General features: G+C 33.0%; 12 protein-coding genes. 4 read left to right on the plus strand and 8 right to left on the minus strand.

The window, feature by feature from the left end:
• Positions 1-40 precede the first annotated feature (40 nt).
• From V9L05_RS18710 to V9L05_RS18725, 4 genes are all read left to right on the plus strand, one after another.
• Complete coding sequence (locus V9L05_RS18710) at positions 41-295, plus strand: phosphoribosyltransferase family protein (RefSeq protein WP_338813410.1); 255 nt, start codon at positions 41-43, stop codon at positions 293-295.
• Positions 292-681 (plus strand): phosphoribosyltransferase family protein, encoded by a 390-nt coding sequence (locus V9L05_RS18715; protein WP_338813411.1) that lies wholly within the window; start codon positions 292-294, stop codon positions 679-681. Before V9L05_RS18710 ends, V9L05_RS18715 begins: the two co-directional genes overlap by 4 nt.
• A gap of 140 nt (positions 682-821) precedes the next feature.
• Positions 822-3,308, plus strand: coding sequence for a phenylalanine--tRNA ligase subunit beta (pheT, locus tag V9L05_RS18720; protein ID WP_338813412.1), 2,487 nt, complete (start codon positions 822-824; stop codon positions 3,306-3,308).
• Between the two features lie 192 nt (positions 3,309-3,500).
• Positions 3,501-3,932 carry a hypothetical protein gene (locus V9L05_RS18725; protein WP_338813413.1) on the plus strand — a complete coding sequence of 144 codons (432 nt, stop codon included), beginning with the start codon at positions 3,501-3,503 and terminating at the stop codon, positions 3,930-3,932.
• A 39-nt stretch (positions 3,933-3,971) separates the two neighbouring features.
• Here the strand turns inward: V9L05_RS18725 and V9L05_RS18730 are convergent, their stop codons facing one another.
• From V9L05_RS18730 to V9L05_RS18765, 8 genes are all read right to left on the minus strand, one after another.
• Complete coding sequence (locus V9L05_RS18730; protein ID WP_338813414.1) at positions 3,972-4,793, minus strand: DNA adenine methylase; 822 nt, start codon at positions 4,791-4,793, stop codon at positions 3,972-3,974.
• Between the two features lie 97 nt (positions 4,794-4,890).
• A complete protein-coding gene (locus tag V9L05_RS18735) occupies positions 4,891-5,628 on the minus strand; it encodes a hypothetical protein (protein WP_338813416.1) in 738 nt (245 codons plus the stop codon).
• 12 nt (positions 5,629-5,640) lie between these two features.
• Positions 5,641-7,362 (minus strand): fibronectin type III domain-containing protein, encoded by a 1,722-nt coding sequence (locus V9L05_RS18740; RefSeq protein ID WP_338813417.1) that lies wholly within the window; start codon positions 7,360-7,362, stop codon positions 5,641-5,643.
• Between the two features lie 3 nt (positions 7,363-7,365).
• On the minus strand, positions 7,366-10,221 hold the full coding sequence (locus V9L05_RS18745; RefSeq protein ID WP_338813418.1) for a hypothetical protein: 2,856 nt from the start codon (positions 10,219-10,221) through the stop codon (positions 7,366-7,368).
• The gene (locus tag V9L05_RS18750) at positions 10,221-13,040 is read right to left on the minus strand and encodes a hypothetical protein (RefSeq protein WP_338813419.1); all 2,820 of its coding nucleotides are present in this window, start codon (positions 13,038-13,040) and stop codon (positions 10,221-10,223) included. Before V9L05_RS18750 ends, V9L05_RS18745 begins: the two co-directional genes overlap by 1 nt.
• Positions 13,030-13,167 carry a hypothetical protein gene (locus V9L05_RS18755; protein WP_338813420.1) on the minus strand — a complete coding sequence of 46 codons (138 nt, stop codon included), beginning with the start codon at positions 13,165-13,167 and terminating at the stop codon, positions 13,030-13,032. Before V9L05_RS18755 ends, V9L05_RS18750 begins: the two co-directional genes overlap by 11 nt.
• A gap of 41 nt (positions 13,168-13,208) precedes the next feature.
• On the minus strand, positions 13,209-13,793 hold the full coding sequence (locus V9L05_RS18760; RefSeq protein WP_338813421.1) for a hypothetical protein: 585 nt from the start codon (positions 13,791-13,793) through the stop codon (positions 13,209-13,211).
• Positions 13,786-14,190, minus strand: a complete 405-nt coding sequence (locus V9L05_RS18765) for a hypothetical protein (RefSeq protein WP_338813422.1) — start codon at positions 14,188-14,190, stop codon at positions 13,786-13,788. The genes V9L05_RS18760 and V9L05_RS18765 overlap by 8 nt, the downstream gene beginning before the upstream one ends.
• Between the last annotated feature and the right edge of the window lie 50 nt (positions 14,191-14,240).

Here is a 14,240-nt window from a genome sequence, read left to right on the forward strand (position 1 = left end):
TTATGAACACACCCTATAATTTCAATAAACCTAAATAAAAATGCCAGACTTTCAAGACAGAACAGATGCAGGTCAAAAATTAGCTCATAAACTTATCGACTATCAAAAAAGTAGTGATACTATCGTTATTGGTGTCGTAAGAGGTGGTTTAGTGGTAGCTAGTGAGGTCGCAAAAATTTTAGAATTACCCTTAGATTTTATTGTTGTTAGAAAAATAGGCTGTCCAAATAATAGAGAATTGGGCGCAGGAGCAATAACACAAATGGGAGAAGTAGTATTAAAGAAACTGTTTTGACAAAACAAGGATTAATTGCAGATGATTTTAAAGAAATTATAGAGGAAGAATTGGATGAATTGCAAAGACGAAAAAATAAATTTAGAGAGTATCAAAAAGAGCAAACTATCAAAGGAAAAACGGTGATAGTAGTTGATGATGGAATAGCTATGGGAGTAACATTGAAGGCTACAATTATGAGCTTACAAAAAGCACAACCCAAAAAAATAATTTTGGCAGTACCTATATCAAGTCTGAACGGAAAAGACTATTTAGAAAAAGAAGTAGATGAAATAATTAGTTTTTTACCTTTTCAATCTTTCAGAGATGTCGAAGATTTTTATGGTGTTTTTGGAGATACAACAGACGAAGAAGTAATAACTATTTTGAAAAATAGTCGTTTGTAGGATGTAAATACAGAATAACGACAAACTCCCGTATAGATAATTTCCAAAAAACTTCTTACCTTCGCATCTATAAAAAATATACATCAAGAAATTAAAATCGCCGTTGTTGGTGCCCTCACCCACGACCTAGAACTTATACTATGAACATTTCACTTAGCTGGCTCAAAAAATACATTCAACTTGAAGAATCTGCCGAAAAAATAGCAGAATACCTTACCGAAACAGGACTAGAAGTAGAAGGAATTGAAACTTTCGAACAAATAAAAGGTGGTTTAGAAGGTTTTGTAGTGGGTGAAGTAATGACGTGTGAGCCACACTCAAATTCTGACCATTTGAACTGCACAACGGTAAATATTGGAGCAGAAGAAGTTTTATCAATCGTTTGTGGTGCTTCCAATGTAGCCAAAGGACAAAAAGTAATCGTTGCTACAATTGGAACAATGCTTTATCCAGAGGAAGGCGAACCATTCAAAATCAAAAAAGGAAAAATCAGGGGAGAAGTTTCGGAAGGAATGATTTGTGCCGAAGACGAGATGGGGTTAGGAAAAGGACACGACGGAATTTTGGTCTTAGAAGGCGAAAAAGCACAAGCCAAAAATGGAACTCCTGCAAGTCAAGTTTTTGATTTACAAAATGATATAGTTTTAGAAATTGGTCTTACTCCAAACCGAGTAGATGCAGCTTCACATTATGGAACGGCTAGAGATTTGAAAGCTCGTTTGAAGCGTGAAATTTCTAAGCCTAGTATTGAAGAGTTTGATTCTTTAAAGAAAGAAATTAGTAGCGAAGAAGCTGTTCAAGTAGAAATAAAAAATACAGAAGCCTGTCCAAGATATGCAGGCGTAACAATCAAAAATGTAAGGGTTGCTGATTCTCCAGCGTGGCTCAAAATGGCTTTAGAAAGTATTGGTCAGAAATCAATCAATAATGTAGTAGATATTACAAACTATGTTTTGCATTCTTTTGGTCAGCCTTTACACGCTTTTGATGCTGATAAAATTAAAGGAAATAAAATTGTAGTTTCAACTTTAAAGGAGAAAACAGAATTTGTAGCCTTAGACAAAGAAACGTATAAATTGGCAGAAAGTGATTTGATGATTTGTGATTCTGAGCTAAATCCTCTTTGTATTGCTGGTGTTTTTGGTGGTCTGGATTCAGGTGTTTCTGATACTACGACGAATATATTTTTAGAATCAGCTTATTTTTCGCCTGATTTTGTTCGTAAAACTTCCAAAATTCACGACCTTTTTACAGATGCTTCTTTCCGTTTTGCTCGTGGAACTGACCCAAATAATGTTCTTTATCCACTCAAATACGCAGCTTTATTAATTCAAGAAATTGCAGGAACAGAAGAAACAATTTTTAGTGAAGTTACCAATTTGTATCCTCAAAAAATTGAAAATCCGACTTTTGAAGTTTCATACAATTACCTAAATACACTTATAGGAAATGATATTCCAAAGGAAATGGTAAAACGTATTTTGACTGATTTAGATATTGAAGTAGTAAAAGAAAATACGAACGAGAATGATGATAAAATAACTGTTTCAGTTCCAACTTATCGTGTCGATGTACTTCAACCTGCTGATATTGCTGAAGAAGTTTTGCGTATTTATGGATTAAATAATATTGATTTTCCACAGACGGCAGCAACAGATTATATTGCGCCTTCCATTTCGAAAGACCAAGAAATTCGTAAGAAAACGGCTGATATTTTGGTAGGAATGGGCTTTTCAGAAATGATGAATAATTCGCTTACTTCGTCAAATTACGCAAAGGCTTTAGAAATAGAAGCTACAAGTGTAAAAATGCTCAATCCACTTAGTGAAGATTTGGACGTAATGCGTCAGAGTTTGCTTTTTGGTGGTTTGGAAAGCATTACAAGAAATTTGAATAGACAAGAAGAACTCATAAAAGGATTTGAGTTTGGAAAAGTATATCATAAAATAGCAGAACCTAAAGACGACGAACACAAATACTTTGAAGAATGGCAATTAGGTATTTTCTTAGTTGGTTCTACGCCTACTTCTTGGAATAAAAAAGCTACTCCAGTTGATTATTTTCAGCTTTCTAGTGTCGTTCAACGAATTTTAAAAGCTGTAGGATTTGATATTTCTGATTTTGACCAAAATAAATTGAGTGAAGATAAGGAACTTCAATACGGCATCGAACTTACTAAAAGAACAGGAAAAGATTCTTTTGAGCAAATTTTAAAAATGGGATTGGTAAAGAAAAAACTGTGTAAACTGACAGAAACAAATGCAGAAGTTTTTTATGCTCAAATTCGTTGGGAAGCTTTATTAAATCAAAAAATAAAACCAAGAGAGTTTTCTGCGCTTTCAAAATTCCCTGTTGTGCGTCGTGATTTGTCTATCGTTTTGGATAAAAAAGTTTCTTTTGCTGAACTTGAAAAAGTAGCTCAAAAAACAGAGCGAAAAATTTTACAAAATGTTTCTGTTTTTGATATTTACGAAGGAGACAAAATTGAAGAAGGCAAAAAATCGTATTCTGTTGCATTCTCATTGCAAGACAAAAACAAAACACTAGATGAAAAAACAATCGAAAAAACGATGCAAAGACTTATTGCTGCTTACGAACAAGAAGTAGGTGCTTTGATTAGAAAGTAATTTTAGTCATTATTTTATTGTAGGGAAAACGGCTTGCCTTTTCCTAAATATGTTGTAAAAGAGAAATGATAGTTTTTTAAACTGTTATTTCTCTTTTTTTGTGCTTATTTTTTCTTTTCTACTGCAACACTTCACACCCTACTGAACGTATTGTGAGCGTATTATAAATTTTTAAGAAACTAAAGAAAAAACATGAAACCAAATATTACTCTTGGTATTAATAAGCCATGTTCAAAAAAGTTTGAGAATTTTAAAGCTACAAAAGCAGGTGGTTTTTGTGGATCTTGTCAAAAAGAAGTCATAGATTTTACCCAAATGACTGATAAAGAGATTATAGCCTATTTCCAAAATAATCAAAAAAAATCTTGTGGTCGTTTTAATGAATCTCAACTCAAAACCTATTCTACCGTTACTCCTTCAAAAAGAATGTATAGCTTGAAAAAAATAGGAATTGGTTTAATGAGTTTTTCTCTTCTTTCTCTTTTGACAATTAGTAAAAGTCAAGCCCAACAGACTAATCCAACTGTGATTACAGAAGCATCTGAAAAGAAAGAAAATAGTAATGAAGAGATAAATTCTACTACAGATAAAACAATTACCATAACAGGAAATGTTAGCTGTTAAAGACGGCAAAACCAAAATTACAGTTTTTTAAAACAAAAACTACACTTTTATAGGATAGTTTGCTGTCAATACTTCAATCTTTTTACGAGTGTTATTTACCATTGACATTGCCTTCTCTATTTTGATTTGATACCAACCATTGCGTTTGACAAACTCATCTAAAATATCTGAAGGATAGCTACTCAAAAGGAACTTTCCTTTTATAGTTTCTACTAGTGATAATAGCTCTCTGTAGTTCTCTTCTGTATATCCAGAATAGTGTCCTTGTGCGCTATTGATATAAGGTGGATCAAGATAGAAAAAGCTATCTTTAGAATCATAACGTTTTATAACGAAACAAGCATCATTATTCTCTACAGTAACTGTACTCAGTCTATCAAGTAGAAAATCACTGTTTTCAAACAATAATCTTTTGTTATGGACTTTCATTGCACAAGAGTTTTTGGTTTTGCGTTGGAAAGCAAACCCAGCCCCTGGAATGCTTCCATAACTCATATTACAAAGTGTCCAAACTGCCCAAGCTCTCTCTAATTTAGAATAAACCATTGGCGTATTATAAATCAATTTAGCAGTACGATAGGCATCTTGAGAGTGTAAGGTAATAGAAACTTTATCTCTTAATGCTTGAAAATCTGTCTTTACAACTTCATAGAAGTTAGATATAAGATTATTTTTATCATTTATGATTTCTATTTTTGAGGGTGGCTTTGCCCAAAATACAGCTCCACCACCCACAAACGCTTCACAGTAAAGAGTATGACTGGGTATATTTGGTTTGATGTATTTCAACATCTGATTTTTACCTCCATAATACCCAAAAGGGTATCTTTTATGAGGTTTTGGCTTTTCGTTTTCTAACATAGCAATAAAAAAAATAAGATAGGATTATGTATAATAGGCATACATAAAACTATCTTATAGAGTTTCGTAAGAAAAGTAAATTAATATTATTTGCATTCTAAGAGTAAAAATTAGCAAAATTTTTATTTCCTACACTTGTAATTGTGTAATTATTTGGACTTATATCTGTAAGGTTATCTCCAGTGCTTTTATTAAAATCTACATTTAATAAAAATTGATTTGGATTATTTGCAGTTTGCTTTTCGTTTGCAGCATCTCTAACTATTTCTAAATCGCTTTGAGCATAATTTACACAAGACATTTTAGCTATATTTGTGTTTTGTCCATCTTTTGGATTATTATTTACGTTATACCTATTTATATACATAGGATCATTTACAGTACGATTTACTTTGTTTGTTGTTGGCAAAATAAAAAAACTATAAGGAAGTTCTATTATTATCCCATTCACAAAAAAATCTACGCAATTTGCTCCTACTCCTTCTCTTTTTCTTATAGTAAAAATGTTGCGTTTTGTAGTAACAGGGAAATTTGCAGAACGAAAATAGAGTTTGTTTACCGAGTCTGTACTATATTCTACTTGCATTCCTGTGCCACAAATAAGGGAAAAATGACCATTCGCATTTGATCCTCCATTTTGATTGCGATTAGATAACAAAAAAACACCTTCAGACATAACAAACCAAGTTTCTGCTTTATCAATGTTCTGAGGAATGAAATCAGTTATCAAATCACAGTCTGTTGTTGTATATTGTTTGCAATTCCCAACATCCCTATGCTGCCAATCGCTCCCAAACGAACCATCGCCATGTATATCTTCTAAAAAACCTGCCATAATAAGTAAAATTTAATTTTGATAAGAAAATGAAAAAATAGTATTGTCGTGATCGTTTGTGCCTTGATAACGAGCATTAACCAAAACAATGCAATCGCCTGTATGTGCATTTATAGCATCATTCAATTGAGCTAATGTCAAAGGCGCACGTATAGGAACGTCAGCTGCTGAAGTAAGTAAATCGTAACTATAAATGCTAGTAGGAATAGTTTGACTTTGAATAGAGTCTAAGTTGTATTTAGCATCTCCAGACATAGCAATTAATACAAATTGAGAAAATTCTGGAAAATAATAATTTGTACAACCTACAGTAATATAAAAACTTGGTGTATCGTACTCTAACAGTAAAGTAGAATGTTGATGTATTTGGCTATATCCTGTACATTCAAAATAGATAGTAAAGCCTTCAGATATTTCAAAATCTGTAAGAATATCTATTTCTTGTTGTATTTGAGCTTCTGAAAGCGCAGGATAAATATCCCAATCACTGCCTCCTATTTGGTCATTTCGTACAGGAGCAAATTTGAGTGTAAACCCAGCACACCAATTAAAGACATTTTTTACAGAGAAATTCTGAATACGTTCTTGAAATCCTTTTTGGGTTTGGTTAAACAATCCTTGGAAATGTATTGACTGTTGTTTGAAATTTTGATTTGAAACCCAATCTGTAGTTTCTCCACACGACCTTGCACGAACTCTATAATAATAGCGTTCGCATTGTGTAAGACCTGTATTTACATAAGCCGTTACATTTCCATTTAAAGTCGTATTTACGACTAAATCTGTAAAATCTTCGTTTCTGCTTAATTGATAATCAAACTCATCTGGAGCTACAGGTATTGACCAGTTTGCTGTAAAGCTAGTTGCTGATATATTTGTTTCTGGTAATAAATCAACTGAATTTTGAGCTAAAGCAACGTCATCTTGTACATATAACTTCTGTACAAATCCTTCTACTTTTCGCAAAGTAACTGATAAAGAATGAAGTACATATCTATCTTGATGACCAATTTCCATTCCTTTATCAAATACCTTATAATATTCCCCAACAAAATATCCATTCACTCTTTCCTCAATATGAAGAGATTTAGAGTGAATCGCATACATCAAAGTTCTTGAAAGGAAAACAGGAACGTGTTCACTTTGCAATAAAACAGTTTCTTGCCAAGCAGTAAGCTGTTCCAAAAATCTACCATTACTAGATTCATAACCTACTTTTTCTGTAGGAAATTGAACTTCTATCAATTCGGCTGGCAAATACAAAACGTGTTCAAAACACTTTTGATAATTACCAAATAAATCGTGTTGATTATTGTTGCTGTACGTGAGTTTTAAAAGAGGTGTAGAAGGCTTGTAAAGGCGTTCTGATTGTGCATAATGAGTACCATCATTCGCTCGCAAAAAGCAACCTTTTGCTATTGTTGGAAAATCAACATTCCATTCAATAACAGCATTATAAAGATTCTCTCCATTTTGTGTACTATCCAAATTCATAGTAACCGTACCAATTTGAGTACCAGCAGCATTATGAACCGTAACGGTTGGTAATGTTGCTGACTGAATTTGTAAAGTGCTTACATCATCAAAATCTACAGGCTGATGATAACATTTTTCATTAGCCTGTGAAGGTAGATAGTCTTTTTGAAAAGGTAAATCTTCACGTTTACTTGGACTTGGAAGCCAAGTATTTGTCGTTGGATAAAACCTTATTGGATTTGAAGGTGCGATTACCATAATTTAAGGATATTGGTTTGGTGATTGTTGTCCAAACTCTACATAAGGACCATTCAAAGTAATGTTTCGAAAACGACCGTGTAAAGGCACTCCAATCGTATTTGATAAAGTTATCCCGCTCCAAGGAGAAGAGACAAATATTCCTTGCCCTCCATTTTGTACTTGATTTACTGTTCTTACATCAGTAAACCAAGAAGTTCTAAAATATTGAACTTCTATTGTATGTCCAACTTCCATAACAAAGTTAGGAATGTCATTAATGTCATTTACGTATAAAGAGCCTTCGTTAAAAGTTCCTGCACGTAGATTATTAGCCATTCCCATTTTATAAATCAAACTCTCTTCTGGAGGAACAGGAGCTGCTGGAGCTTCAGTCATTAACAAAATAAAATCAGCTTCCATTTTATCCCTATTTCTTTTCATTTTTACGGATTCTATAAATCCGTAAACAAAATTAGTCTCATCAACAGCTACTCCAATTTTTTTGTATTTATTTGGAGTATTATCACTACCTCTTTTTCTTAAATCTAAATATTCAAGTAGAGAAATAGGTGCAGTAAACTTTATTCTATACGGCAAAAATAAAGGCTTTTTTGCATAGGTACGAATACCTATTTGAGGCTCAAGTTTTTCAATTACAGGATTTGTTAAAATATCGTCTCCCAAACCAGAACTTAGTTGAGAATTCAATTCATAGTTTCCTTCTCCTTCACGAAATTGCATAACCTGTGTATCGTTCGCTTTTACAGTCCAATAAGGTGTAGTAGCATTAACAGACTCGCCAGTAAGCAAATTCGTATGTCGTAAAAAATTACGAGTTGGAGAGTATCTAGCATTATAAATTGTAGAAGGAGATAAAACATTTTCTAACAAAGAAAAATTTTCATTTTTTTCTGGAATAAATTTTACAAACATCAAAATTCTACTATCTGAATTTATTTGAGTAGAACTATCTACAGGAAGAGTATAATTCAACTCTATCTTATATAAATCATTTTCTTGAATGAACTCAATAACTTGATACGAACCATTCAAAAATCCAGAGTTTTCTATAATAACATTTGAATAAGTAAGATTAACAAACCCTCCAGTAATAATCAAATAGTTATTTCCACCATCTAAATCTACACCGACAATCGTATGAACTTCCTTATCAGATAAAGAAATTAAAAAATTGTCGTCATCATACTCACTGCTCGTAGTAGCTGTTTTTTCAAACTGTTTACGACGAGTAACCTCAATAGCATATCCACTCATTATGTATTTTGACACTTTGCTATACATATTTGAAGTAGTTTTATTGTCATTTGAACGTGAATGTTTTGTCAAAAACTCATCTAAAGAGTTGAACGCCTCATTTTCGTATTTCTCAAATCCATACGAATAACCATTGTATCGCAAGTCATCAGCAACCTCAATATCAATATCTTTAATATTTTTGAACTCTTTCCAAACCTTGTCTTGGTAAAAATACTCTACTTCCTCAACTACAAAATAATCTTCGTCAGAGATACGCTCTACTCCCATTCCAATATTGAAAACAGCATTTAAGGACCTCCACATATCCTCAAAACTTACAGTTGCGTTTTTACCTTCTTTAAAGTCTCTAATCCATAAACCAGAGGTTAAGGCTAACCAAGAGCCTTGCCCTTTTTTAGGATAAGAACGTGGTTGAGAATCTGTTCTACCAAAAAATTTACTTAATAATACTCTTTTTATAGAAACTGCATTTTCTAAAGTCTTATTAAGAGCTTCGTAAATCATAAACGCTTTTGCTTGAGAAGCTGGAAAAGTAGATACTTGTGTAATTTCTACAGTTATATTATTAATGCCATTGTTTGCACCAATGCTGAAAATTGGTGTATCAATAGGCATACTAAATGGAGTCCAGCTTAACGAATCTACTAACCAAATAGGCTCTCCTTCTATCAAATAAAATTCTACTTCAAAATTGATTTGTTTTGTAATTGTAGCTGATTGTTCTGGTTCAGCATATAAATCCTGTAAATTAACACTATCAATATTTGTAAAAATAGCATTTGGAGGTGAATCAAAATCTGTACGAACAAAAAGAACTGAATAAGTTCCTATTCCTAGTTCAGAAGTATATGTTATTTCTAACTCTCCTGTAAATTTAAACCTGTATTTACCTGCTCTTGGAGCAACAAATACATAGTCAAGAGCTAATGGATCAGTATCTGTTGTGCTTGTTATAGGCTGTAAACCTTCATTCTCATCATAAGCAATTTCAAATGGATTGATGGCAGAATAAGAATCTACAGCCAAAGAAGTAGAGTTTTGAAAAACAGAAGTAAAAGCATAAAACAAACTACCAATTATAATCTCTCTACTATGTAAAGGCAAAGTAAACGGCTGCAAATCCGACAAATCTCTATTATCTAAAGACTTTGTTTTAGTAAGTTCAAATTTATCCTTTTCTCTTCTATTCAATAAAGTAGCTAGTCCATTATCTTCACAAGGCGCTTCGTAAGTCAAAAAACGTCCAACATCTCCAAAAGGAGTTGGAACATTAATAACTAACTTTTTCCACTCTCCACGAGCTAAATTTACTTTTCCTTCAAAAAAAGATTGCCAGTTTCCATACTCATCAATCGCCTCAACTATAATCTTTAACTCAGCTTCTAATCCGAACTTAGCTAAAACTTCGTGTATAAATTCTTGAAAGACACCGACAAAACCCAAGCGTTCAGAACGCTCATAAAAAACACCATGATATTCCTTTGAACGAACAATATCAACCGACGCATTTTCCCAATTTGCAGGATCGTAGGTTGCTGTTTTTTCGCCCAAAACAAAGTGTTTTAGTGTATAACGATATAATCTATCTTGTTTTGCCATTATTTATTTTCAGAATTTAAGATGATTGTAGTTTGCATACCTTTTGTAACCGAACGTTGAACTCCTTTTTCTGTCCAGTTAGTATTATAGATAGTTTGGCTTGAGAAACCTTCTTTTACAGCTTTTTCAATAGCTGCACTAAGAACATGCTCATTTATTCCACTTCCATTAAAACCAAGGTTTTTCATAGTAAGACCAAAGTTAATTAAATCAACAGCTTCTGTATTTGGAATCCCTCCTATCGCTGCATTTTGTTCTTTTGTGAAAATTCTTTCCCCTGGTGTCAAAAGAGCTGGAACAGTATCGGTATTTCCAACCCCTGGCACATACTCAGTTCCTTTATTAAACTTAGGAATAGGTTGAGCTGCAATCGCTGCAATTTGTGCTGCTCCTTGTATACCTATTAAAATTTGCATAGGTACAGCAAAAGCACCTAATTGTGATGATACTTTCATTATAGCTTCTGCTGTACTAACCCCAACATTAAAAATAGCTGCCAATTTATCATTTTGCGCCTGTTTACGTTTTTGTTGAGCAATTTCACGATTATACTTTTCCTCAATACGTTTTTTGGCTTCTGCATTTTCTCCAGCAGCATGAAGCTCATATTCCTTTTGCCTTTCGATTTGTTCAATCTCCTGTTCTCTAAATGAAGTAGAAATTTCAAATAAGGAATTTGCAACCGAAATAGCAGCTTCAATGGAAGCATCAATAATTTCCTTTTTTTGAGCTTCTTTATCCAAAAAGTCTTCTAAATCTTCTTCACGAAGCTCTTTTCTTTTTTCGTTTATTTCCTCAAGAATACGAGTTTCCTCATCTGAATTTAACTCTACTTCTTTGAATTGCTCATAAAGCAAATCAATCTCAGCTTGTGTGTTTTCACGAGCTAAAGTCTTACGTTTTTTGTAAAAATCCTTTTCGGTTACTTCTCCTTTTAAGAGCGAATCTACCAACATAGCATTTGCCATGTCGTAATTCATTTGTAGTTCTTCAATTTGGTACTGACGTTGGTCAGCAGCCATTTTTTCGGACTTTTCCTTATTTGCTGTAAGTTCTTTTTCCCATAACTCTAACTGATATTCTGTACTTTCTCTCAAAATATCATTGCGTTTTTGCTTGTATTCCTCATCAATAACGAGTTTTTCAGTTTTAGTCAAGTCTGCTCCTTCAATCTCATTTTGATACTGAAGAGTAAGAATTTCAAGAGCTTTATCCTTATTTTCTACATTCAAAATTAATTGCTTTTCGAACTTATTTTTGTTGTTTTCAATAGAACGCTCATTATATTCTATCTCAGCTTCTAACTTAGAAATAGACAGCTCTCTACTAGCTTTTAATTCACGAAGAGCAATTTCTTTTTGTTTTTTCAAACGTTCCTCATTTGCCTTTTTCTCAGCATCAGTTAGTTTTTTCACATACTTTTCCTTTTCTTTAAATGCAGCTTCATTCGCTGCAATAGTATCAGCTTCTTGTTGTTTTTCTGCCTCAATAAGCAACTTTCTAAGTTTTTTTAATTTATCCTTTTCGCCTTGGATAAGAAGATCCTCTCTTGTTCTGTCTAATTCTGGATCAACGGCTTTTACTCTTTCATATTCTTTAATAAAACCTTTTAATTTTTCTTCTGATTCTGCAATCAAAACCGTTAATTCAGAAAAGTTTTTACCAACTCCAATATCATCAGTTTCTTTATTTAATCGCTTTATAAGAGTTTCTGTCTTAAAAATAGACTCATATAGATTATTGAAAGCACTTATAACTTGAGTTGTTATTTTGCTAGTCAGTGTATCAAAATTCTTAGATAATCCTTCTACATTTTCAGCAAGTCTTTGTTTTTCGTCAGCAAGTTCAGTTGCTACTTTTAGTTCTTCTTTCTCAGCTTCAGTATATTCATTGGTTACATCAAGATTAATTTCCATTGCTTCACGCAATCCTTTTAGCACATTTTGATAACCTCCAATGTCTTCTCCAGCAGCTTTGAAAACGTCAGCCGTAATTTTTTCATGTTCTTGAGTAGTCAAATTTACTTTTTGAGACTGTTCATCAATACGCTTTAAAGCCTCTATTGGTGTGATTGCTTTTGTAGCAATATCTTCATATAATTTATTTGTAAAACCTTGTCCAAGTGGAGCAAGCGCATCACGTTGAGCCTTTTCAAATTGACTAATTGCAATTATGGCTTCCTTAAGTCCATCTTCAAATTTATCTCCATAAAACTCATTGCTTTTGATGGCAATTTGTAATATTTGATCTTCTACCAAACCAGCCTGTTGCAAAAGTTTAGGATATTCAGAGTCTAAAAAAGAAAAGAATTTTCCTTGTGAATCTGCACCAGCTAGAAAACCCTTTTCAATCAATGACAAAGATCCTGTTAAGTCAGTACCTAGTTGAGTAGAAAGATATTGAGATTTGAGTAGTGTTTCATTCAAATCCTTTTTATATACAATAGATAAAGCCTCTACTTTTGAAGTAGCTTTATCCAATGCAGTTCCAGAAAGTCCAGAAAAACGGCTTATTTGTTTTTCTAAATTGTAGTATTTTCTTTCAATATCTATTAATTTTTTTCCATACTCAATTATTTTTTCTACTGCAAAGGCAGCTACCATCGCTGCACCTGCCTTTCCAGCAATTGCACTTAATCCATTAAAACCTCCACCAACATTTTTGGTTTCCTTACTCGTTTTTTTACTTCCTTTTTCGACACTAGAAAACATCTCATCAATTTCCTTCTCTGTCATGTTGCTTTGTTTAGCAACTTTCTTGAGTTCAGAAAGTAACTCATCAAGTCCTTTTACTTCATATTTAAAACTTTCAGTAACCATAAGAATTTGATTTTTGAGATGCTCGTTTTAGATTTTCGTTTCGCTCGTTTTGTTCTCTAGTAATTATAGAGTGTGTATTCCAGTATTCGTAAAAATTCCACCAAGAGAGTTTTTTTAGTCTTTGCATTTCAGAAGCGTTTCCATTGCTAAGAGCATAGATAACACGTTCTAAATTTTCACTTCTTTGTTTTCTTTTTTCCTCAAAAGAACTTGGCGAAATAGTGTCATTCTCTTCTGTCCGTTCTGTAAAAAGCTCTCCACATCGCTCAACGATTTGAGTCCAAGTGCTGACCAACTCTCTTTTTGAAGACCAAAAAAAAACTGAGGATTGTTCATTTTTTTGAAAGCATATATTTTTCGTTCTGTTGTGGTTACATCAATACTTTCTGTATTCTCATCTTCTGTAAATAAGTAAAGTGCTGACATACCATAAATACAATCAACAGGCATTGTATTTCCCAAAACAGACTGTAAAGATTTTATTCGGAAAGCAGCTTCTGACTGCTCTCCCAAATCCATTGCTTCCAATGCACTATCTAAAATCTCTTGGATATAATTTGGCGAAATACCATAAAGGTATTCTGGATAATAGTGTTGGAATAAACGAACACGATCCAAAGGAATATCTTTTGGGTTTTTGAACTTAAATAATGGTTTTTCTTCAAAAAAAACACCCTGTACCCTTTCAATAGGTGCAGGGTGTTTGTACTTTGTAGAACTACCATAAAAGCGTTTTAAAAGTCTTTTAAACATCTTTTTTGGTTGTTTTTTTAGTTGGTTTTGCTTGAGCTGGTTGAGCTTCCTCTTTTGGAGCTTCTACTACTTCGGTAGTTGTTTCCTCTTCTTTTACAGGTTCAGTTGGAACAAGTTGATTTTCCTCTTTTGAAGTTTCTAATTCAGCAGCTTTTTCAATTGCTTTTGCTAAATCAAAATCTTCATTGATTTTTAAGGTAACTACTTTTGTATGTTCTAAAAACTGCTCTCTAGTAACCTCTTGAGTGTTGTATTGTCCACGAGCAAGTTGTTTATGCTTGATTTGCCAAACGAACTCTTTTTTTGTTCGTGGATCAGTAACTACTAAAAGTTTGTAATCTGAATTGACAGAAAAAGCCTTTTCAAGTGCTTGTATCGTTTCTGGTTTAAAATTCATAGCTGAAATGGGTTTGATTAATCAAAATAAACTAAATCCGAGTCGTTCGT

This window comes from Bernardetia sp. Wsw4-3y2 (assembly GCF_037126295.1).
Lineage (GTDB): Bacteria > Bacteroidota > Bacteroidia > Cytophagales > Bernardetiaceae > Bernardetia.